Here is a 20690-nt window from a genome sequence, read left to right as displayed (position 1 = left end):
CTGCGCCCCACTCTCCGCATGCATCCATAAACCTACAAAAATCTGACTTTTGATGGTCCATCTTGAAACATTCGTCGCGCAAGAGACAGAACTTCGGGATAACCATGTACCTGCTATTTTTTCCTCGACACAGAATTCGCGTGTTCTTTGTTCTTTGTTGTCCAGGTACAAAACTCAATGGCTGACGAAATCATTCTCGAAACCCGGGGGCTCATCAAGGAGTTCAAGGGTTTTGTTGCTGTCAACGGTGTGGATCTGCGGGTCAAGCGCGGGCAAATCCATGCGCTGATTGGCCCCAATGGCGCGGGAAAAACCACGGTGTTCAACCTGCTGACCAAGTTTCTGATTCCCACCAAGGGACAGATTGTGTTCAATGGCCATGACATCACCTCCGAAAAACCCTCACAAGTGGCACGGCGTGGCATTGTGCGGTCCTTTCAGATTTCGGCCACTTTCCCCAACTTGACCGTCATGGAGAACGTGCGCATCGGCTTGCAACGCGCCACCGGGACATCGCTGCATTTTTGGCGCTCCGAGCGCAGCCTGAACCAGCTCAATGACAAAGCCATGGCACTGCTGGACGAGGTGGACCTGGGCAATATGGCTGACTTAACGGCCGTTGAGTTGCCTTATGGCCGCAAGCGAGCCCTGGAAATTGCCACCACTTTGGCCATGGATCCCGAGCTGATGTTGCTCGACGAGCCCACCCAGGGCATGGGCCACGAAGACGTGGACCGCGTCACGCAGCTGATCAAAAAAGTCGGGGCCAACCGCACCATTTTGATGGTGGAGCACAACATGAATGTGGTGTCCAAAATTGCGGACACCATCAGTGTCTTGCAACGTGGACAAGTGATTGCAGAAGGACCTTACGCCGTGGTGTCACAAAACCCGCAAGTGCTCGAAGCCTATATGGGCACCACCGACAACCAGCTGGAGGGAGCCCATGGCTGAGCCCAAAGAAATGCTGCGCATCAGCAACCTGCAAGCCTGGTACGGTGAGTCACACATCCTGCATGGGGTGGACCTCACGGTGAATGAAGGCGAAGTGGTGACCTTGCTGGGTCGCAACGGTGCGGGTCGCACCACCACGGTCAAATCGATTCTGGGTCTGGTGGGTCGACGCACTGGCTCCATCACCATCAAGGGCCAAGAAACCGTGAACTGGGCTCCGCACCAGATTGCCAAACTGGGCATTGGTTATTGCCCCGAAGAGCGCGGTATTTTCTCGGCCCTGACCTGCGAAGAAAACCTGCTGCTGCCGCCCGTGATTGCCCCCAACGGCATGTCGGTCGAAGAAATTTACGACATGTTCCCCAACCTGCTGGAGCGGCGCAACAGCCCGGGCACACGCCTGTCCGGTGGCGAGCAGCAAATGCTGGCGGTGGGCCGCATTCTGCGCACCGGCGCTCGCTTTTTGTTGCTGGATGAAATATCTGAAGGCCTGGCCCCGGTCATTGTGCAAGCGCTGGCCCGCATGATCACGGCCCTCAAGGCCAAGGGCTTCACCATCATCATGGTCGAGCAGAACTTCCGATTTGCCGCCCCCCTGGCCGACCGCTTCTACGTGATGGAGCATGGCCAGATGGTGGAGAGCTTCAGCGCACATGAGCTGTCCTCCAAGATGGGCATGTTGAACGAGTACCTGGGTGTTTGATTTTTTTTCTTAACGGAGACAGCACGATGAAACGCAAACTTCTTTCCTTGGCCGCTTTGGCCGCCTGTGCCTTTGCGGGTGGTGCACAAGCCCAGATCTCTGACGGCATCGTCAAGATCGGTGTGCTCAACGACATGTCGGGTCTTTACTCCGACATCACGGGCCCCGGCTCGGTGACCGCCGCCAAAATGGCGGTGGACGACTACATCAAGGCCACCGGCAGCAAGCTCAAAGTGGAAATCGTGGGCGCTGACCACCAAAACAAACCCGATGTGGGCTCCAACATTGCACGCCAGTGGTATGACACCGACAAGGTCGACATGATCGCTGACGTGCCCACATCGTCGGTGGGCTTGGCCATTGCCAAGATCTCCAGCGACAAGGGCAAGCTGCACGTCAACTCCGGCTCGGCCACTGCCGACCTGAGCGGCAAGGCTTGCAACGCCAACACCATCCACTGGGCTTATGACACCTGGATGCTGGCCAACGGCACGGGCAAGGCGATTGTCAAAAGCGGTGGCAACACTTGGTTTTTCTTGACCGCCGACTACGCTTTTGGCCACGCCCTGGAGCGTGACACCGAAGCCGTGGTGACCAAGAACGGCGGCAAAGTGGTGGGCAAAGTGCGCACCCCCTTCCCAACACAAGACTTCTCTTCTTTCTTGCTGCAAGCACAAGCGTCCAAAGCCAAGATCATTGGCTTGGCCAACGCCGGTGGTGACACCACCAACTCGATCAAGCAAGCCGCCGAATTTGGCATCACCAAGGGCGGCCAGAACCTGGCTGGCTTGTTGGTCTTTTTGCCTGACGTGCACTCTTTGGGCCTGAACACCGCCCAAGGTCTGATGTTGACCGAGACCTTCTACTGGGACTTGAACGACAACACCCGTGCCTTCTCCAAGCGTTTTGCAGCTGAGCGAGGCGGCAAATACCCCTCGATGGTGCAAGCCGGTGTGTACTCCAGCGTGATCCACTACCTGAAGGCGGTGGACGCGGCCAAGACGGACGACGGCACCAAAGTGGCGGCCAAGATGAAAGAAATGCCTACGGACGATCCTTTGTTTGGCAAAGGCAGCGTGCGTCCCGACGGCCGCAAGATTCACCCAGCCTACCTGTTTGAAGTGAAAAAGCCTGCCGAGTCCAAGGGGCCTTACGACTACTACAAGCTGGTCGCCACGATCCCTGCCAACGAGGCCTTCCGCCCATTGGCCGAGAGCGACTGCCCTCTGGTCAAGAAGTAATCCCTGCCCTTCGTTCAAGCAAGTCGATACATCACCATGGAAATCTTTGGCATTCCCTCGCAAGCCCTGTTCGGGCAATTGCTGATCGGGCTGATCAACGGCTCTTTTTACGCGCTGCTCTCACTGGGTCTTGCCGTGATTTTCGGCTTGCTGAACATCATCAACTTCACCCACGGCGCCCAGTACATGCTGGGCGCTTTTGTGGCCTACCTTTCGCTCACCAAATTGGGCATCAATTACTGGGTCTCGCTCATCGTCACACCGATTTTGGTGGGCGCGACCGGCATGGTGATTGAGCGCACCATGCTCAAGCGGCTCTACAAGCTGGACCATTTGTATGGCTTGCTGCTGACTTTCGGACTGGCACTCATCATCCAGGGTTTGTTCCGTCACGAATTCGGTTCATCGGGCATGCCTTATCCGGTGCCCGAGATCTTCCAGGGGGCCTACAACACGGGCTTCATGTTCTTGCCCAAATACCGCGCCTGGGTCATCGTGGCTTCGCTGGTGGTGTGCCTGTCCACTTGGTACGTGATTGAGCGCACCAAACTGGGGGCCTATCTGCGTGCTGCGACCGAAAACCCCAGCCTGGTCCAAGCCTTCGGCATCAACGTGCCACGCATGATCACGCTGACCTATGGTTTTGGCGTGGGTCTGGCGGCCTTTGCCGGTGTCATGGCCGCCCCCGTCTACCAGGTCAACCCCACCATGGGTGCGGACATCATCATCGTGGTGTTTGCGGTGGTGGTGATTGGCGGCATGGGCTCCATCATGGGCGCCATCCTCACGGGTTTTGGCCTGGGCTTGATCGAAGGCCTGACCAAGGTGTTCTACCCCGAAGCTTCCAGCACGGTGATTTTCATCATCATGACCATTGTTCTCCTGATCAAGCCTGCCGGGTTGTTCGGCACCCAGAAGTAAGACCATGACCACAGTCTCGACGCCCTCTTTCAAGACCCAGTCGTTCACGCACCAGTGGGTGGCCTTTGCCATCATGGTGCTGGTGCTGGTCATCGCGCCCATCTGGGTCTACCCGATCTTCCTGATGAAGGTCATGTGCTTTGCCTTGTTTGCCTGCGCCTTCAACTTGTTGATCGGCTTTGGTGGCTTGCTGTCTTTTGGCCACGCCATGTTTTTGGGCACTGCCGGTTATGCCGCTGCGCACGCCGCCAAGGTCTGGGGCTGGAACCCCGAATTGGCGGTGTTGTTCGCCACGGCGTGCTCAGGTGTGCTGGCCCTGGTCACGGGCATGCTGGCCATCCGCAGGCAAGGCATTTACTTTGCGATGATCACCTTGGCGTTCTCGCAAATGGTGTTTTTCTTTTACCTGCAAACCCCGTTCACGGGCGGTGAAGACGGCATCCAGAGCGTGCCCCGGGGCAAGCTGTTTGGCGTTTTTGACCTGGAACAAAACAGCGCCATGTACATGTTTGTGCTGGCCATCTTTTTGGCAGGCTTTGCCTTCATCTGGCGCATCGTGCACTCGCCCTTTGGCCAGATCCTCAAAGCGATTCGCGAGAACCAGGACCGCGCCATTTCGCTGGGCTACGACACCGACCTCTACAAGCTGATTGCCTTCGTCATCTCTGGCGCATTGGCGGGTACGGCCGGTGCCACCAAGTCGCTGGTGTTCCAGTTGGCTTCGCTGACAGACGTGCACTGGTCCATGTCGGGCGAGGTGGTGCTGATGACGCTGGTGGGTGGCTTGGGCACCTTGTTTGGCCCGGTGGTGGGTGCGGCTGTGATCGTGAGCATGCAAAACTACCTGGCCCAGTTGGGTGCATGGGTCACCATCATCCAGGGTGTGATTTTTGTGATTTGCGTGCTGGCTTTTCGCCGCGGCATTGTGGGTGAAATTGCCCACTGGCTCAAAAAGCCGCTGTAAGCGATCCATCCCACAGATTCCTCATTCAGCCATTGGGCATCCAGGCCGCAAGACAAGACAGCGGCCTGCGCAATGTGGGGTCAAAGGGGTTGATGTGCGGGGAAACACGTTGTGCCTCCTTTTTGAGCAACTCCACCACAGTGGGCAGCCGCTGATCGTTCAGGCGAGCTGAAATCGTTCCGACGCTAATGGCCGCCACCGCGTGGCCATCGCGGTCACAAACAGGGACCGCCACACCGGCCATGCCTTCGAGCAAACCCGAGTTGGTGTCGGCATAACCTTGGGCCCGAACCCGGTCAATTTCGGTCCTGAGGTACACCTCATCGAGTGTGCCCAGTTCGCGAACACGGGGCACATTGAATCGGATCACTTCTTCGCGTTCGGCCTCGGGCAAAAAAGCCAGAATGGCCAAACTGCCCTGCCCAACCCCCAAGGCCACACGCCCGCCAATGTCGCCCGTGAACGACCGAATGGGAAAAGGGCCTTCGCTGCGGTCAATGCACACCGCATCGAACCCGCTGCGGGCCAATAAGAAAAGGGTGTCACCCAAACTGGCCGACAGACGCAGCAGCAATGGACGGCACAGGTCGCGCAAATGCGATGGATTGCCAGCGCGTGCGGCCAGTACAAAAAACTCAATGCTCAAGCGGTAGTGCTTGGTCCGCTCATCTTGCTCCACCACGTTTTGGGCAATCAGCGCCTGCAAAGTGCGGTGAACCGTGGCTTGCGTCAAACCGATGTCTTTGGCAATTTGCGTCACCCGTGCACCCTCGCGCTGGGCTTGGGACAAATGGCCAATGATGGCGAAGGCGCGTTCGAGCACGCCTGATCCCATTTGTGGTGTTGTCATGTTGATGATCCGAAGTTTTGAAGAAATTTTATGAATTTAATTCGACTGAATGGAATTAAATAAATACTTTTATCATTTAATGAAATACCCTGTTGACGCCATCGCCTGATTCAAACACCATTTGTCAATGTCCGTCGTCCATATTTGCAAAGGCCAAAGCCAGGCCAGCGGGCACAGGAGTGTGGTGAATGTCTTTTTTGACGCTGACAAATCTTTCCAAGTTTTACGGCACGCAATGCGCCGTCGACAAGGTGAACCTGAGCGTTGAAAAAGGCGAGTTCGTCACCCTGCTGGGGCCTTCGGGCTGCGGCAAAACCACCACGCTGCAAATGATGGCCGGCTTTGTAGAAGCCAGCGAAGGTGACATTTTTCTGGATGGCCAGAACATCACCCACAAAGCCCCGAACACGCGCGGCTTGGGCATTGTGTTTCAAAGCTATGCGCTGTTTCCCCACATGACGGTGGCCCAAAATCTGAGTTTTGGCTTGGAGATGCGCTCCATGGCCAAGGCCGAACGTGTTCAGCGCGTGGCCTCGGCTTTGGCTTTGGTGCACCTGAGCGATTTGGCGCAGCGCTACCCCCGGGAACTCTCGGGCGGGCAACGCCAAAGGGTGGCTTTGGCACGCGCTTTGGTGATTGAGCCGCCAGTGCTGTTGCTGGACGAGCCTTTGTCCAACCTGGACGCCAAACTGCGTGAAGAAATGCAGTTTGAATTGCGGCAAATCCAGCGCAAAGTGGGGACCACCACCATCATGGTCACACACGACCAAACCGAAGCCATGTCGCTGAGCGACCGGGTGGTGGTCATGCAAGCAGGGCGCGTCACACAAATCGACAAGCCTTACGCGCTGTACGAAAACCCGCAGACCCCCTTCATTTCGACCTTTGTCGGCAAAGCCAATCTCTTGCATGGCCAAGTCAAAAACCACGAGGGTGATTGCTGCATTGACATGCAAGGCTTGAAGCTCCCAGTCGCAGGCGGCGTCTGGGCCGAAGGGCAAACGCTGATGGTCAGCGTGAGGCCCGAAAAAATTCAGTGCGCTGCACCCGGCACGGGCCGTCTGGAGGGGACCGTCAAGGCGCGTTTTTTCCTGGGTAGCCAATGGCTCTACCAGATCGAGACAGCGCTGGGACTGCTGACTGTGACCTGTGCCAACAACGAAAGTTTGCCCCTCCACGAGGGGCAAATCACTGGTTTGGATTGGTCCGATGCCGCCATGCGGGTGCTGCCATGAGCAGACCAGGACGCTGGACACCCTGGTTTCTGTCAGCGCTGGCTTTGCTGCTGTTTTGTGGTTTGTTGCTGCTGCCCTTGTTGATGACGGGCATTCTGTCATTCCAGGTTTTTGACTACAACACGGGGGTCAAAGACGCCTACACCTTGGCCCATTACGTGGCGGTGCTGACCGACCCGTATTACTTTGAAATTTTCTGGCGAACGTTTTGGGTGTCTGCCGTGACGACCGCCACATGCCTGCTGATCGGTGCGCCTGAGGCCTATGTGTTGAGCCGAATGCGTGACCCATGGCGCACGGTGTGTTTGCTGGTGGTGCTGGCTCCCCTGTTGATTTCTGTGGTGGTCAGAGCCTTTGGCTGGAGCATGCTGCTGGGGCCGCGTGGCGTGATCAGCCAATTTTTCAGCTTTGCGGGCCTGGGCACATTCAAAGTCCTCTACACCGAGTGGGCCGTGGTCATTGCCTTGGTGCACGTCATGCTGCCTTTCATGATCATTCCGATCTGGACCTCACTGCAAAAGCTCGACCCGGGCGTCGAACAGGCGGCGCTGTCTTTGTCGGCATCGCGATGGACGGCTGTGCGTCGCATTGTGTTGCCACAGGTGATGCCCGGAATTTTGTCGGGCTGTCTGATCGTGTTTGGCTTGTGTGCCAGTGCTTTTGCCATTCCGGGTTTGTTGGGGGGGAGGCGTCTGAAAATGGTGGCCACTGTGGTTTATGACGAATACCTGCACGAATTGAACTGGCCACTGGGGGCCACTTTGGCCTTGATTTTGCTGGTGGCCAATTTGCTGGTGATGCTCAGCTACAACCGCGTGCTGGAAGGCCGCTACAAAAAATCCATGGGGGTGGCATGACCTCGAATGGCTGGCTTGCAAAACTGTTCAATGCGCTGGTGATGGTCTTCATGCTGGCCCCATTGATTGTGGTTTGCCTGGTCGCGTTCACTCCTGAAAACACCTTGACGATTCCAACCACTGAGTATTCATTGCGTTGGTTCAAGGCCGTGTTTGAGCACCCTGATTTCGTCACTTCGTTCTGGAACAGTCTGTGGCTGGCCTTGGGTGCAGCCAGCTTGTCCACGCTGGTGGCCGTGCCTGCGGGCTTGGCCATCTCACGCTATGAATTCAAAGGGCGTGACGCTCTCAATGCCTTGTTTCTTTCGCCGTTGATCGTGCCGCACTTGGTGCTGGGCGTGGCCATCTTGAGGCTGTTCACGCTGATCGGGGCCACAGGCCATTTTTATTGGCTCATGTTGGCGCATGTGGTGGTGATCACACCCTATGCCTTGCGCCTGGTGCTGGCGGCGGCCGTGGGCATGGACAAGCACTGTGAACACGCTGCTTTGTCTTTGGGGGCCAGTCGGGCAACAGTGTTCAGGCGCGTGACATTGCCCATGATCTTGCCCGGCGTGACGGGTGGGTGGTTGCTGGCTTTCATCAACAGCTTTGATGAGGTGACCATGTCCATTTTTGTGACTTCTCCGGCCACGGTGACTTTGCCCGTGCGCATGTACATGTACGCCACAGAGTCGGTCGACCCCTTGATGGCGGCCGTGTCGGCTTTGATGGTGGCTTTGACCGCAGGGGTGATGGTCATCTTGGACCGACTGTATGGTCTGGACAAAATACTGTTGGGTGGCAAATGAAACAAGAACCTTGCGCAGGCTCAGGTTTGTGGGTCAGACTGGCCGAGACCGAGCGTGAGACGCTGGGGTTTTTTCTCAATGGCCAAGCGTGCGAGGCGTTGGTGGGTGACACCATCATGACCGCCTTGCTGACTCAAAATCGCGCTCTGGGCCAAAGCGATCCATCGGGCACCCTGCGGGCGGGGTTTTGTGTCATGGGGGCTTGCCAGGATTGCTGGGTCACCACAGAAGACGGTGCCCGGCTGCGCAGTTGTCTGCGCCTGATTGAGTCAGGGATGCGCTTGGTGGTGAAAACATGAACAAGCTTCAGTCACCCCCTGTGATCGTGGGCGCAGGACCGGCCGGCATGCTGGCTGCGCAAACCCTGGTGCGCAAAGGTTTGCGCCCGGTGGTGCTGGACGAAAACGCTCGCCACGGCGGTCAGATTTACCGCCAACCGCCTGCACATTTTCAGCGCAGCCCAAAGGCCCTTTACGGGTTTGAGTCGGGCAAAGCCGAGGCTGTGCTCCAGGCCATGCAGGACTTGTTGCCGCACATTGATTACCGACCCAACACCTTGGTGTGGAATGCACAAGCGGCTTGCCTGGATTTGCTGCACGAGGGCAAGACATCGGTCTTGCCCTATGGGGCCTTGCTGGTGGCCACCGGAGCCACCGACCGGATCTTGCCCTTTCTGGGCTGGACACTGCCGGGCGTCTTCAGCTTGGGCGGCGCCCAAGTGGCGCTCAAATTTCAGGGCTGCGCCATTGGCCGCCAAGTGGTTTTTGCGGGCACGGGACCGTTGCTGTATTTGGTGGCTTACCAATACGCCAAAGCGGGCGGGCAGGTGGCGGCCATTTTGGACAGTGCCCAGTGGAGCGATCAACTTCGCGCTTTGCCTGAGCTGACGGCCCAGGCATCGATGCTGTCCAAAGGCGTGTATTACGTGGCTTGGCTGATGGCGCATGGCGTGCCGATTCACCGAGGTGCCTTGCCGGTGCAAGCGCTGGGCAAGGCATCGGTAGAGCAGTTGATCTGGCGCGACAAACAAGGCGAACACCGCCTTGTTTGTGATGCCGTGGCCACGGGTTACGGTTTGCGCTCCGAAACGCAGTTGGCCGATTTGTTGGGTTGCGAATGGGCGTATGACGAGGCCGACAGGGCCTGGTTGCCTGCCAAAGACAGCGCGGGCCGCGCCTCAGTGCCAGGGGTTTACTTGGCCGGTGATGGGGCGGGCATTCAGGGTGCCGATGCCGCGCAATGGTCTGGTGAACGGGCGGCTTGGGCCTTGCTCAGCGATCAAGGACTGACACTGAGCGAAGATGAAAAAGCCCGCATCGATGCGCTGGACAAAATGATGGCCCGACGCAGAATTTTTGGCGCGGGCTTGACCAAGGCCTTTCCCGAGCCGCGCCAATGGCCCGCGTTGACCTCGGATGCGGTGGTGATCTGCCGCTGCGAAGAGATCACCGCCGGAGACATTCGCAACGCGGCCAAAGCATCAGGGGCGCTTGAGTTGAACCGTTTGAAGGCTTTTTCGCGTGTGGGCATGGGGCGCTGCCAGGGGCGGATGTGTGGGTGCGCCGCAGCCGAGTTGCTGGCGCATTGCACGCAGCAATCGCCCTCGCAGGTGGGCCGTTTGCGTGGGCAAGCGCCCATCAAACCCATTCCTTTTGAAAACACCTTCAGCGCCCAAACCGAGGGGCCTGCATGAGCCGCCGACAAGACTTTGATGTGGCCATTGTGGGCGGCGGCATTGTCGGGGCCTCTGCTGCCTTGGCTTTGAGGCGACACGGCAAATCGGTTGTGCTCCTTGAGCGGGATGTGTGCGGATCACGCTCAAGCGGGGTGAACTACGGTGGCGTGCGCCGCCAAGGTCGCTCGCTGGTGCAGCTGCCCCTGTCTCAGCGAGCCCACGAAATCTGGGGGCGCTTGCCCGCTGTGATCGGGATCGAAGGCGAATACATTCGCTCAGGACATCTGAAGATCGCCCGAACAGAAGCGGACATGGCCTCGCTGCAAGCGTACCGAGATCAATGCCAAAGCCATGGCCTGGATTTGCAGATCATCGGGGGCGATGCTTTGCGCAAAACCTACCCCTGGCTGGGCGAACGCATCGTGGGCGGTTCTTTGTGTGCTGAAGATGGTCACGCCAACCCCCGGCTGGTGTCACCTGCTTTTGCCAAGGCCGCGCAAGATGCAGGGGCGGTGATCATGGAGAGAACTTCTTGTGTGCGCCTGGTTCATGCACCGAGTGGTTTCGAGTTGGACACGGACACGGGGGTTCGCATCGGCAGCACCCATTTGCTCAATTGTGCAGGGGCCTGGGCAGGGCAAGTGGCCGCCCAATTCAACGAATCCGTGCCCATGGTCTCGGCACACCCGGTCATGGCCGTGACCGAACCCTTGCCCACATTCATGAACCTGAGCCTGGGGGTCGAAGGCGGTGGCATCTACGCCAGACAAGCACCCAGAGGCAATTGCGTGATCGGTGGCTCGCGTGGTTTTGCGCTCGATGATCTGCGAGCCAGTCCCTCACGCGAAGCCATTGGCCTGGTGCTGGCCCGATCGGTTGAATTGCTCCCCCGCTTGCGGCATGCCCATGTGATCCGCACCTGGAGTGGCACAGAAGGCTACTTGCCAGACCACGAGCCGGTGATTGGCTGGAGCCAGACCACGCCCGGCCTGATTCACGCTTTTGGCTTCGCAGGCGCTGGTTTTCAAACCGGCCCCGCTGTGGGAGAGGTGTTGACCGAACTGGTTTGCCACGGCCATTCGTCCACGCCCATCGAGGCTTTTTCGATTGCCCGTTTTTCTGCCCTTTCTTCGTCCGTCACATCAACCCCAGGAGACTTACCATGACCCCCTTGTTGCGATCCACTCTTTCTGTAAAAACGCCGCTTTGTGCCCTCACTGTTGCACTCGCGGCCTTGACGCCAAGCTTGTCGCAGGCCCAAACCAAAACTTTGTACATCGGCATGAATGGCGGCGTGATGGAGAAAACCTGGACCAGCCATGTCTTTCCCGCTTTTGAAAAGGCCAACAACGTGAAGGTGGTGGTGGTGCCTGGCACTTCTTCCGAAATCTTGGCCAAGGCGCAGGCCAACAAAGACAAGCCTCAGATGCATGTGATGTTCCTGGACGATGGTGTGATGATCCGTGCGGCCGGCATGGGCCTGTGTGAAAAACTCAAACCCAGCCCGGCCTTGAATGAGATTTTTCCCACCGCTCGTTTCAAGGATGACATTGCAGCGGGCGTGACCATGGGCATGACCGGGCTGGCTTACAACAAGAAGATGTTTGCTGAAAAAGGCTGGGCCGCCCCCACCTCTTGGCTGGACATGGCCGATCCCAAGTTCAAGGGCAAGGTGGTGTTCCAGTCCATGCCCTCATCGTCCTTTGGTCTGCATGGTTTCTTGATGTTCAACCGCATCAAAGGCGGCACCGAGGCCAATGTGGAGCCCGGCTTTGCGGCGTGGAAATCATCGATTGGCCCCAATGTGCTGGAGTACATCCCCAGCTCGGCCAAATTGGCTGAAATGATCCAGAACGGCGAAGCGGCCATCGCCCCCCTGACCCCCACGAGCGTGGCCACCTTGCAGGAAAAAGGCATTGCCGTGGAATACGCTCAGCCCAAAGAAGGCTCGGTGGTGCTCATGGTGGCCCAGTGTGTGATCGCCAACAACTCTGAGCCGGTTTTGGCACAAAAGCTGGCCGAGCACCTGTTGTCAGCGTCTGCCCAAGCGGCTGGGCTGGAGCATGGCAATCAAATTCCATCCAACCCCAAAGCACCCGCCGTGGGCGACGATGCCAAATTGAAACTCCGGCAATTTGCCGATTACATGAAAACAGCGGTGGTGCTCGATTGGTCGGTCATCAATGAAAACCGTCCCACCTGGAATGCCCGCTGGAACCGCACCATCGAGCGATAAAGCCTGGACAGCACTGGCCTGACTTTAACCCCCCCAAACCCTGCCTTTTGTACAAGGGGCGGGGGTTTTTTCCTGGCAAGGGCCGTGTTTATCGCATGAATTGCTTGACGTAATCCGCCCCCAGGCCCACGGCTTCAAAGTGGGCGCGGTACTTCTCGATGCGGGTGAAGACATCGTCGTAGCCCGTGGCGTTGCCTTGGGTGTCCACGTACATCAAAGCGCCATGCACGGTGAACAGGGTCACCATGTCCTGGCAGTCGTCGGGCACCACCAGGGTGTGGGTCTCGCCCGGCGGCTCGAACACGTAGCTGCCTTCTTCGGCCACCCAGTCGTGCTCCAGATACAACCATTTGCCGCGCAGCACATGGGCATGCACCATGCCCGAATGGCGGTGGCGCTGCAACAGGCCCGAGCGCTTGACTTTGAGCAGGTGCACATAAAAGCCGCCGGACACGTTCAGGTGCAGCGGGCGCGACCAAATGCCCTCGCCCACCGGCGCCCACAGGCGCTCGTCCTCGGTTTGCACATCGTGCACCACCATGTCGGGGGCCATGCCCCAGGGTTGAGGTTTGGCGTAAGGCAGGCGGTCGTCGGCGACCGCTGGCGGGGTGTGGGGTGCGTTCATGGCAGTGGGTGCAAAGAGCTGAAAAGACCAGCTTAAAACGTGCTGACCCCGCTGTCAGCGTCTTGCGCGACAGCTGCGCCAGCGCTCAATGCCCCTCGAACGACACCAAGGTGAACAATTTCAGACCGCTGTCTTGGATGCGCTGCGAGCCACCCAGCTCCGGCAAATCGACAATGGCCGCGCCCTCGATCACGGTGGCCCCCAGCTTTTCAAGCAACTTTTTGCCCGCCATCATGGTGCCACCCGTGGCGATCAAGTCGTCGATCAACAGCACGCGCTGGCCGGGTTTGACGGCGTCGGTGTGCAACTCCACCGTGGCGCTGCCGTATTCCAGCTCGTAGGTTTCTTCCACCGTGGTGAAAGGCAGCTTGCCTTTTTTGCGGATGGGCACAAAACCCAGGCCCAATTCATAGGCCACAACCGAACCCAAAATGAAGCCCCGCGCATCCAGACCGGCCACCACATCGGGGCGCAAAGCCGGGTGCATGTAGCGGTGTACAAAGGCATCGATCAAGACACGGAACACGCGCGGGTCTTGCAAGAGCGGCGTGATGTCACGGAACTGCACGCCCGGCGCAGGCCAGTCGGGCACGGTGCGGATATGGCTTTTCAAATAGTCGTTGACGTTCAAATCGTCCATGTCTTTCAGCCTCGCAGGAGTTTTTCTTCGGCCACAGCCAGGGTTTGGGATTTGCCGGACAACACCAGTGTGTCGCCCGAAAACAGCTCGGTGTTGTCGCTGACTTGTTCAGATTGACCGTTGGCGCGGCGCAGGTTGACCACACGCACGCCCATGGCGTGAAACGCCAAGTCTTTGACCTGCTTGCCCAACCAGTGCGACGCCAAAGGCAGGCCCACGGTGGTCAACCTTTCGTGGTCAATTTCGCTCAGGGTGTCGTCGTCCGCGCCATGGAAATAACCACGCAACAAGTTGTAGCGGGCATCGCGCTGGTCTTGCACGATGCGGATCACGCGCCGCATGGGCACACCCACCAGCGCCAGCGCATGGCTGGCCAGCATGAGCGAGCCTTCCAGGGCCTCGGGCACCACCTCGGTGGCCCCGGCGAGTTGCAGCTTTTCAAGGTCCAAATCGTCCTTGGTGCGCACAATCACTGGCACCTGAGGTGCGTGGCTGTGGCTGTGGTCCAGCACCTTCATGGCGGCTGGCACATCGAGGTAGGTGATGACCACTGCACTGGCGCGGGCCAAACCGGCGGCCATCAGCGATTGCAAACGCCCGGCATCACCAAACACCACCGAATCGCCCGCCGCTGCGGCCTGGCGCACCCGGTCCGGATCGAGGTCGAGCGCCATGTAGGGGATGTTTTCCTTTTCGAGCATGCGGGCCAGGTTTTGCCCGCAACGTCCGTAGCCACAAATGATGACGTGTTTGCTGGTGTTGATCGACTTGCGGGCAATGGTGGTCATTTGCAGTGATTGCTGCAACCACTCGCTGGCCACCACCTTCATGACAATGCTGTTGCTGTGCATGATGATGAAGGGTGTGGCCATCATCGACAGCACCATGCTGGCCAGCACCGGGTTGAGCAAGGCCGGTGGAATGATTTGGCTTTGCGCCCCCAAAGTGAGCAACACAAAGCCAAACTCACCGGCTTGCGCCAGGTACAAGCCGGTGCGCAAAGCCACCCCGTGGGTCGCCCCGGTCATCTTGGCCAAAGCAGCCACCAACACCAGTTTGAACAACACGGGCAGCGTGGTCAGCACCAGCACCAGTGGCCAGCGTTCCACCACAATGTGCCAGTCCAGCATCATGCCGATGGTGATGAAAAACAGGCCCAACAAGACGTCGTGAAAGGGCCGTATGTCCAGCTCCACCTGGTGCTTGTATTCGGTCTCTGAAATCAGCATGCCGGCCACAAAAGCCCCCAAAGCCAAGCTCAGGCCGGCCAGCTCGGTGATCCAGGCCAGCCCCAGCGTGACCAGCAACAAATTCAGCACAAACAACTCTTCGCTTTTGCGCCGCGCCACCAGCGTCAACCACCAGCGCATGACCCGCTGGCCTCCGGTCATCAGCACGGTGATCAAGACCGTGGCTTTGAGCGCGGCCATCAACAAGGCGGTGAGCATCTCGTCAGCTGGGGCGCTCAGGGCCGGGATCATCACGATCAAGGGCACCACGGCCAAGTCTTGAAACAACAACACCCCAACCACCCGCTTGCCGTGCTCGGACTCCAGCTCCAGACGGTCAGCGACCAGCTTGATCACGATGGCCGTGCTGCTCATGGCCATGGCGCTGGACAAAGCCAATGCGGTTTGCCATTCCATCTTCCACAGGGTGGGGGCCAGGGCGGCGACAAACAAGGAAAACACCGTCACGATCACCAAGGTCAGCACCACCTGCAGCAAACCCAGGCCAAAGACATGTTTGCGCATGGAGCGCAGTTTGGGCAGGTTGAACTCCAGCCCGATGACAAACATCAAAAACACCACGCCGAACTCGGCCAAGTGCTTGACCCCTTCAGAGTTTTGCGCCAACGCCAGCGCATTGGGACCAATCACCACCCCCACGGCCAAATAGCCGAGCATGGGCGGCAATTTGAGCATGCGGCATCCGACCACACCCAACACGGCGGCCAGCAAATACAACAGCGTCAACTCCAAAGCATTCATGATCAGATATTAACAAGGCCTTGTGAACATCCGACGGCGTTGTGAGTGCAGCCACTCCCCCCGTGCCATCAGACCGATAAAATGATCCTCATGCCTGCACACCCACACCAAACCCTCCAATTGGCCCGCGAAACCCTCGACATCGAGGCCAACGCCCTGCTCAAACTCAAGGAGCGGCTGGACCATCGTTTTGTTGCGGCCGTTGACATGTTGCTCGTCGTGCAAGGCCGTGTGGTGGTCACGGGCATGGGCAAGAGCGGTCACATTGGCCGCAAAATTGCGGCCACTTTGGCCTCGACAGGCACACCGGCCATGTTTGTCCACCCGGCCGAGGCCAGCCACGGCGACCTGGGCATGATCAAAGTGGTGGATGTGGTGCTGGCCATTTCCAACAGCGGCGAAAGCGATGAACTGGTGGCGATCTTGCCGGTGCTCAAACGCCAAGGCGTCCCACTGATCGCCATGACGGGCGGCTTGACCTCTGCTTTGGCCCGGCACGCCGATGTGGTGCTCGATTGCTCTGTGGACAAAGAAGCTTGCCCTTTGAACCTGGCCCCAACCGCCAGCACCACGGCTCAGCTGGCCATGGGCGATGCACTGGCCGTGGCCCTGCTGGATGCCCGCGGCTTCAAGCCAGAAGACTTTGCTCGCAGCCATCCGGGTGGGTCCTTGGGGCGCAGGCTGCTGACCCATTTGAGCGATGTCATGCGCAAAGGCCAGGATGTGCCCCAGGTCAGCCCCGATGCCGAATTCACCACGCTCATGCGTGAAATGAGCAGCAAAGGCCTGGGTGCCACCTCGATCACCGATGCCGATGGACGGGTCTTGGGCGTTTTCACCGATGGCGACTTGCGCCGCCTGATTGAAAAAGGTGTTGACCTGCGAGCCCTCAAGGCCAGCGATGTGATGCATGCCAACCCCCACACCATTGCGCAAAGTGCACTGGCCGTTGAGGCCGCAGAATTGATGGAGCTGCACCGCATCACCAGCATTTTGGTGGTCGATGACCATGGCCGCTTGTGCGGAGCCATCAACTCCAACGACCTGATGCGGGCCAAGGTGATCTGACATGCAAACCATTGCCCCAGCCTTGAACTACCCGCCCGAGCTGCTGTTACAAGCCCAAGGTGTGCGGGTGGCTTTTTTTGACATCGACGGCGTGCTGACCGATGGGGGTTTGTATTTTTCTAAAAGCGGTGAAACCCTCAAGCGCTTCAACGTCCTCGACGGCCAAGGCATCAAGCTTTTGCAAAAAGCGGGCATCACACCAGTGGTCATCACGGGCCGCGATTCGGCCCCTCTTCGACTGCGACTGAAAGCGCTGGGCGTTCAACATGCCCGGTTTGGCACCGAAGACAAACGACCTGCCGCCGAAGCTTTTCTGGCCGAGTTGGGCCTGACTTGGTCACAAGCAGCGGCCATGGGGGATGACTGGCCCGATTTGCCGGTGATGCAGCGGGCGGGCTTCGCCTGCGCCCCGGCCAATGCCCATGCGCAAGCCAAGGCCCTGGCCCACCACGTCACCACCGAACGCGGGGGTGAAGGTGCTGCTCGCGCGTTTTGTGATCTGCTGCTGGTTGCGGGTGGGCACTACGCCGGTTTGCTGGCCCAAGTCGGGCACCATGACCACCCCGGGGCCTCGGCATGAATGCTTGGGTGCGTTTTCGTCGCAGCCTGGACCGACTGACACTCTACGTTCCCTTGATCATCATGGCCACCTTGGCCTTGGTCAGTTGGTGGTTGGTGCGCAGTTTGCCCGAGTTGCTGCCCACCGACCTTGACCGGCCTGTGCGCACCGAGCCAGATTACCAATTGCAAAATTTCACGGTCAAAAATTTTGATGCCACAGGCCAATTGACGCGGCAAATCAGCGGAGCAGCCGCCACGCATTTGCCGCAACCCAATGAGTTGCACATCCAGCGCATTCGCATATTTGCCCAAAACGAGCTGGGCAGCCAATTGACCGCTGAAGCCGATCAGGGCATCTCCAGCGACAACGACAACCAGTTCACCTTGATCGGCAATGTGCGGGCCGTTCGACAAGCCGATGCACGCACCCCTTTGACACGGCTACAAGGTGAACGCTTGACGGCCATTTTGAACGAGGACCGGCTGGTGTCCTCACTGCCCGTTGTGATCACCCGCCAACGCGATGTTTTCACTTCGCAAACGCTGGACTTCAACACCCGCTCGGGTCAATACCTGATGCAAGGCCGGGTCAAAGCCACACTCATGCCCACCACTGAAAAGCCCGCCATCTCCAAAAATTGATCCGGCCCATGATGTTTTGTGCAGGAGCGACGCCCTCGTCGCGATAAGCCTCGCAGACCACCCCCATCGCCCCGGGGGCGGGGCTCCTACAAAATGCTGACATTCCCCTTGTAGGAGCGACGCCCTCGTCGCGATAAGCCTCGCAGACCACCACCCCCATCGCCCCGGGGGCGGGTCTCCCACAAAATGCAGACATTCCCCTTGTAGGAGCGACGCCCTCGTCGCGATAAGCCTCGCAGACCACCACCCCCATCGCCCCGGGGGCGGGGCTCCCACAAAATGCAGACATTCCCCTTGTAGGAGCGACGCCCTCGTCGCGATGAGCCTCGCAGACCACCCCCCTCCATCGCCCCGGGGGCGGGGCTCCTACAAAATGCAGACATTCCCCTTGTAGGAGCGACGCCCTCGTCGCGATAAGCCTCGCAGACCACCCCCCTCCATCGCCCCGGGGGCGGGGCTCCTACAAAAGGCAGGCAGCACCCTGTGCTGGGCTCCCACCAACAGATGACTGAGCGTGCTGCTCTGTGCAATTGAAAAAGCCCTGCAGGGCAGGGCTTTTTTTGACTTGGGATGAACCTTGATGGGTTCAAGCCTGGCACGGGCTCAGTAACCGCCGCCGTAGCCGCCACCGCCTTCACGGCGACCGCCACCTGAACCGCCGCGAGGACCGGCACCATAGGGGCTGCGGAATCCGCCACCACCTTCACGGCCGCCACCTTCGCGACCACCGCCGTAACCGCCGCCGCCATCACGGCCACCGCCGTAACCGCCGCCACCTTCACGGCCGCCGCCGTAACCGCCACCGCCTTCACGGCCACCGCCGTAACCGCCGCCGCCTTCACGGCCGCCACCGAAGCCGCCGCCGCCTTCACGGCGACCGCCGCCGTAACCACCGCCACCACCAAAACCGCCGCCACCTGTGCGTGGAGGACGTGCTTCCATGGGGCGAGCTTCGTTGACGACCACATTGCGACCGCCGAGGGCTTGGCCGTTCATGCCATTGATGGCCGCTTGGGCTTCGTTGTCGCTGCCCATTTCCACAAAACCAAAACCCTTGGAACGGCCCGTGTCACGTTCCATCATGACTTTGGCGCTGGTCACCATGCCAAACTCACCAAAAGCTTGTTCCAGATCAGCGTCTCGAACCGAATATGGCAGGTTGCCAACGTAAAGTTTATTGCCCATAAAAGGGACTCCTCAAAACACAGAAATAAAAGCGATGGAGTTCCGAAAGCGCATTCAACAAGCCTGAAAACCACGGAAGGAAAGCGAAACTGATCTGGTCACCGCAAACATTGCCTCACTGTTTTTTTCAGAAAAGCACAATAATTATGCGTCATAAATCCAAAAACTGTGCAATGAAAATCGCCTCATAGCCCGTATTCAGGGGCTTTGAGGCGATATTTTGTGGTTTTACCAACTGACCTCTCGGTCCGGTGTCGCACTGATTTTGTGAACGCTCAGATCTGCCCCATCGTATTCTTCCTCTTGGCTCATTTTCAGACCCAAGGTGAGCTTTAAAACACCGTAAACCAACACGCCACCCAACAAAGCCCAAACAACACCCAAACCTGTGCCGATCAATTGGGCTGTGAAATTGACCCCACCCAAGCCACCCAAGGCTTGCGTGCCAAAAAGTCCTGCGGCCAAACCGCCCCAAGCGCCACACAGACCATGCAGTGGCCAAACACCCAGCACATCGTCAATCTTCCATTTGTTTTGGGTCAGTGTGAACATGACCACAAACAAACCACCTGCCACAGCACCCGTCACCAATGCACCAAATGGGTGCATCAAATCGGAGCCCGCACACACCGCCACCAAACCGGCCAAGGGGCCGTTGTGCACAAAACCGGGGTCATTTTTGCCCAAGAGCAAAGCCGCCAAGGTCCCGCCCACCATGGCCATCAAAGAGTTGACGGCCACCAGGCCCGAAATTTTGTCGAGCGTTTGAGCGCTCATCACATTGAAGCCAAACCAGCCCACGATCAAAATCCACGAGCCCAATGCCAAAAAAGGGATGCTCGATGGAGGGTGCGCCGAGACTTGACCATCTTTGCGGTAACGGTTGTAACGTGCACCCAACAGCACCACGGCAGGCAAAGCAATCCAGCCGCCCATGGCGTGCACCACCACCGAGCCGGCAAAGTCATGGAACTCATCGCCCGTGACCGCCTTGATCCAGGCTTGCACCCCGAAGTGCTGGTTCCAGACAATGCCCTCAAAAAAGGGATACACAAAACCCACAATCACCGCCGTGGCAATGAGCTGAGGCCAAAACTTGGCACGCTCGGCAATGCCACCCGAGATGATCGCGGGAATGGCCGCCGCAAAGGTCAGCAAAAAGAAGAACTTGACCAAGTCATAGCCATTTTTGGCGGCCAGTTGTTCGGCCCCAACAAAGAAGGTGGTGCCATAAGCCACGCTGTAGCCCACCACAAAATAAACCACCGTAGACACGGAAAAGTCCACCAAGATCTTGACCAGCGCATTGACCTGGTTCTTTTTGCGTACCGTGCCCAGCTCTAAAAATGCAAAACCAGCATGCATGGCCAAGACCATGATGCCGCCCAACAAAATAAATAGCGCATCTGCGCCCTGTTTCAGTGCTTCCATGACCGTCTCTCAAGGTTTTTTGAACTAAATTGGTGCATAAAGGGTTTCATGCCCCTTGGCGCACCAAACGAAAGCAAGAAATAGGCCCAAATTGATGCACACCTGCACAACAGGCCCAGA

At 58.4% G+C, this 20690-nt stretch carries 21 protein-coding genes; 15 read left to right on the top strand and 6 right to left on the bottom strand.

The features are described from left to right. Window positions 1-177: 177 nt before the first annotated feature. Genes B9Z48_RS03540 through B9Z48_RS03520 form a run of 5 tightly spaced genes read left to right on the top strand, consistent with a single transcriptional unit; the run spans window position 178 to window position 4783 of the window. Window positions 178-954 (top strand): ABC transporter ATP-binding protein, encoded by a 777-nt coding sequence (locus B9Z48_RS03540; RefSeq protein ID WP_089961285.1) that lies wholly within the window; start codon window positions 178-180, stop codon window positions 952-954. Then, on the top strand, window positions 947-1657 hold the full coding sequence (locus B9Z48_RS03535) for an ABC transporter ATP-binding protein (RefSeq protein WP_089961288.1): 711 nt from the start codon (window positions 947-949) through the stop codon (window positions 1655-1657). Before B9Z48_RS03540 ends, B9Z48_RS03535 begins: the two co-directional genes overlap by 8 nt. 26 nt (window positions 1658-1683) lie before the next feature. Further along, complete coding sequence (locus tag B9Z48_RS03530) at window positions 1684-2898, top strand: ABC transporter substrate-binding protein (protein WP_089961292.1); 1215 nt, start codon at window positions 1684-1686, stop codon at window positions 2896-2898. Between the two features lie 36 nt (window positions 2899-2934). Continuing rightward, window positions 2935-3819 (top strand): branched-chain amino acid ABC transporter permease, encoded by an 885-nt coding sequence (locus tag B9Z48_RS03525; protein WP_089961294.1) that lies wholly within the window; start codon window positions 2935-2937, stop codon window positions 3817-3819. A 4-nt stretch (window positions 3820-3823) separates the two neighbouring features. Then, entirely contained in the window at window positions 3824-4783 is a 960-nt protein-coding gene (locus tag B9Z48_RS03520; protein WP_089961297.1) for a branched-chain amino acid ABC transporter permease, read from the top strand. A 25-nt stretch (window positions 4784-4808) separates the two neighbouring features. On the opposite strand, the gene B9Z48_RS03515 is transcribed toward B9Z48_RS03520, so the two are convergent. Continuing rightward, on the bottom strand, window positions 4809-5633 hold the full coding sequence (locus B9Z48_RS03515) for an IclR family transcriptional regulator (protein ID WP_089961299.1): 825 nt from the start codon (window positions 5631-5633) through the stop codon (window positions 4809-4811). Window positions 5634-5821: 188 nt separating this feature from the next. On the opposite strand from B9Z48_RS03515, the gene B9Z48_RS03510 reads away from it, so the two are divergent. The 7 genes from B9Z48_RS03510 to B9Z48_RS03480 are packed head-to-tail and all read left to right on the top strand — an operon-like array spanning window position 5822 to window position 12427. After that, window positions 5822-6868, top strand: a complete 1047-nt coding sequence (locus B9Z48_RS03510; RefSeq protein ID WP_108377125.1) for an ABC transporter ATP-binding protein — start codon at window positions 5822-5824, stop codon at window positions 6866-6868. Then, window positions 6865-7725: an ABC transporter permease gene (locus B9Z48_RS03505; RefSeq protein WP_108377124.1), complete on the top strand. Its 861-nt coding sequence runs from the start codon at window positions 6865-6867 to the stop codon at window positions 7723-7725. The genes B9Z48_RS03510 and B9Z48_RS03505 overlap by 4 nt, the downstream gene beginning before the upstream one ends. Next, a complete protein-coding gene (locus tag B9Z48_RS03500) occupies window positions 7722-8516 on the top strand; it encodes an ABC transporter permease (RefSeq protein WP_089961307.1) in 795 nt (264 codons plus the stop codon). Before B9Z48_RS03505 ends, B9Z48_RS03500 begins: the two co-directional genes overlap by 4 nt. Then, the gene (locus B9Z48_RS03495) at window positions 8513-8815 is read left to right on the top strand and encodes a (2Fe-2S)-binding protein (protein WP_089961310.1); all 303 of its coding nucleotides are present in this window, start codon (window positions 8513-8515) and stop codon (window positions 8813-8815) included. Before B9Z48_RS03500 ends, B9Z48_RS03495 begins: the two co-directional genes overlap by 4 nt. Next, complete coding sequence (locus B9Z48_RS03490) at window positions 8812-10209, top strand: FAD/NAD(P)-binding oxidoreductase (RefSeq protein WP_108377123.1); 1398 nt, start codon at window positions 8812-8814, stop codon at window positions 10207-10209. The genes B9Z48_RS03495 and B9Z48_RS03490 overlap by 4 nt, the downstream gene beginning before the upstream one ends. Next, window positions 10206-11357, top strand: coding sequence for an FAD-binding oxidoreductase (locus tag B9Z48_RS03485; RefSeq protein WP_089961316.1), 1152 nt, complete (start codon window positions 10206-10208; stop codon window positions 11355-11357). Before B9Z48_RS03490 ends, B9Z48_RS03485 begins: the two co-directional genes overlap by 4 nt. Further along, a complete protein-coding gene (locus B9Z48_RS03480) occupies window positions 11354-12427 on the top strand; it encodes an ABC transporter substrate-binding protein (protein ID WP_108377122.1) in 1074 nt (357 codons plus the stop codon). The genes B9Z48_RS03485 and B9Z48_RS03480 overlap by 4 nt, the downstream gene beginning before the upstream one ends. A gap of 88 nt (window positions 12428-12515) precedes the next feature. On the opposite strand, the gene B9Z48_RS03475 is transcribed toward B9Z48_RS03480, so the two are convergent. From B9Z48_RS03475 to B9Z48_RS03465, 3 genes are all read right to left on the bottom strand, one after another. After that, window positions 12516-13052 (bottom strand): 2,4'-dihydroxyacetophenone dioxygenase family protein, encoded by a 537-nt coding sequence (locus B9Z48_RS03475; RefSeq protein WP_089961322.1) that lies wholly within the window; start codon window positions 13050-13052, stop codon window positions 12516-12518. A gap of 85 nt (window positions 13053-13137) precedes the next feature. Next, the gene (locus tag B9Z48_RS03470) at window positions 13138-13692 is read right to left on the bottom strand and encodes an adenine phosphoribosyltransferase (RefSeq protein ID WP_089961325.1); all 555 of its coding nucleotides are present in this window, start codon (window positions 13690-13692) and stop codon (window positions 13138-13140) included. 5 nt (window positions 13693-13697) lie between these two features. Further along, window positions 13698-15683 carry a monovalent cation:proton antiporter family protein gene (locus B9Z48_RS03465; RefSeq protein ID WP_108377121.1) on the bottom strand — a complete coding sequence of 662 codons (1986 nt, stop codon included), beginning with the start codon at window positions 15681-15683 and terminating at the stop codon, window positions 13698-13700. Window positions 15684-15773: 90 nt separating this feature from the next. On the opposite strand from B9Z48_RS03465, the gene B9Z48_RS03460 reads away from it, so the two are divergent. The 3 genes from B9Z48_RS03460 to lptC are packed head-to-tail and all read left to right on the top strand — an operon-like array spanning window position 15774 to window position 17954. After that, window positions 15774-16751 carry an SIS domain-containing protein gene (locus tag B9Z48_RS03460; protein ID WP_108377200.1) on the top strand — a complete coding sequence of 326 codons (978 nt, stop codon included), beginning with the start codon at window positions 15774-15776 and terminating at the stop codon, window positions 16749-16751. A gap of 1 nt (window position 16752) precedes the next feature. Further along, window positions 16753-17331, top strand: a complete 579-nt coding sequence (locus B9Z48_RS03455; protein WP_108377120.1) for an HAD family hydrolase — start codon at window positions 16753-16755, stop codon at window positions 17329-17331. Beyond that, the gene (lptC, locus tag B9Z48_RS03450) at window positions 17328-17954 is read left to right on the top strand and encodes an LPS export ABC transporter periplasmic protein LptC (RefSeq protein ID WP_089961332.1); all 627 of its coding nucleotides are present in this window, start codon (window positions 17328-17330) and stop codon (window positions 17952-17954) included. The genes B9Z48_RS03455 and lptC overlap by 4 nt, the downstream gene beginning before the upstream one ends. A gap of 603 nt (window positions 17955-18557) precedes the next feature. On the opposite strand, the gene B9Z48_RS03445 is transcribed toward lptC, so the two are convergent. Further along, a complete protein-coding gene (locus B9Z48_RS03445; protein WP_108377119.1) occupies window positions 18558-19139 on the bottom strand; it encodes an RNA-binding protein in 582 nt (193 codons plus the stop codon). 228 nt (window positions 19140-19367) lie between these two features. Then, window positions 19368-20570: an ammonium transporter gene (locus B9Z48_RS03440; protein WP_089961339.1), complete on the bottom strand. Its 1203-nt coding sequence runs from the start codon at window positions 20568-20570 to the stop codon at window positions 19368-19370. Between the last annotated feature and the right edge of the window lie 120 nt (window positions 20571-20690).

The organism is Limnohabitans sp. WS1 (assembly GCF_003063265.1).
Lineage (GTDB): Bacteria > Pseudomonadota > Gammaproteobacteria > Burkholderiales > Burkholderiaceae_C > Limnohabitans_A.
The sequence above is the reverse complement of the archived record's forward strand: the minus strand, read 5'-3'. Positions and strand labels throughout refer to the sequence as shown.